Consider the following 1,369-nt stretch of genomic DNA (forward strand, 5'->3'; position numbering starts at 1 on the left):
TGGTGAAGTGGATGATCCTATGCTGTCGAGAAAAGCCTCTAGCGAGTTTCATGGCGGCCCGTACCCCAAACCGACTCAGGTGGTCAGGTAGAGAATACCGAGGCGTTCGGGTGAACTATGGTTAAGGAACTCGGCAAAATGCCCCCGTAACTTCGGGAGAAGGGGGGCCATTCCTGGTGATGGGTCTTGCACTCTGAGCTGGGGGTGGCCGCAGAGACCAGCGAGAAGCGACTGTTTACTAAAAACACAGGTCCGTGCGAAGCCGTAAGGCGATGTATACGGACTGACGCCTGCCCGGTGCTGGAACGTTAAGGGGACCGGTTAGCTCTGATTCGTCGGGGCGAAGCTGAGAACTTAAGCGCCAGTAAACGGCGGTGGTAACTATAACCATCCTAAGGTAGCGAAATTCCTTGTCGGGTAAGTTCCGACCTGCACGAATGGCGTAACGACTTCTCGACTGTCTCAACCATAGGCCCGGTGAAATTGCATTACGAGTAAAGATGCTCGTTTCGCGCAGCAGGACGGAAAGACCCCGGGACCTTTACTATAGCTTGATATTGGTGTTCGGTTCGGCTTGTGTAGGATAGGTGGGAGACTGTGAAGCAGCAACGCCAGTTGTTGTGGAGTCGCCGTTGAAATACCACTCTGGTCGTGCTGGATGTCTAACCTGGGTCCGTGATCCGGATCAGGGACAGTGTCTGGTGGGTAGTTTAACTGGGGCGGTTGCCTCCTAAAGGGTAACGGAGGCGCCCAAAGGTTCCCTCAGCCTGGTTGGCAATCAGGTGTTGAGTGTAAGTGCACAAGGGAGCTTGACTGTGAGACTGACGGGTCGAGCAGGTACGAAAGTAGGGACTAGTGATCCGGCGGTGGCTTGTGGAAGCGCCGTCGCTCAACGGATAAAAGGTACCCCGGGGATAACAGGCTGATCTTCCCCAAGAGTCCATATCGACGGGATGGTTTGGCACCTCGATGTCGGCTCGTCGCATCCTGGGGCTGGAGTAGGTCCCAAGGGTTGGGCTGTTCGCCCATTAAAGCGGTACGCGAGCTGGGTTTAGAACGTCGTGAGACAGTTCGGTCCCTATCCGCTGTGCGCGTAGGAGTGTTGAGAAGGGCTGTCCCTAGTACGAGAGGACCGGGACGGACGAACCTCTGGTGTGCCAGTTGTCCTGCCAAGGGCATGGCTGGTTGGCTACGTTCGGGAGGGATAACCGCTGAAAGCATCTAAGCGGGAAGCCTGCTTCGAGATGAGCACTCCCACCTCCTTGAGAGGGTAAGGCTCCCAGTAGACGACTGGGTTGATAGGCCGGATATGGAAGCCCTGTGAGGGGTGGAGTTGACCGGTACTAATAGGCCGAGGGCTTGTCCTCAG

The 1,369-nt window shown here is 56.2% G+C and carries 1 rRNA gene; it reads left to right on the top strand.

From position 1 onward, the window contains the following. Positions 1-1,367 (top strand): 23S ribosomal RNA (locus ACZ6Y7_RS37960); the annotation flags it as partial. Positions 1,368-1,369 lie beyond the last annotated feature (2 nt).

The organism is Kitasatospora sp. NPDC053308, assembly GCF_055585785.1.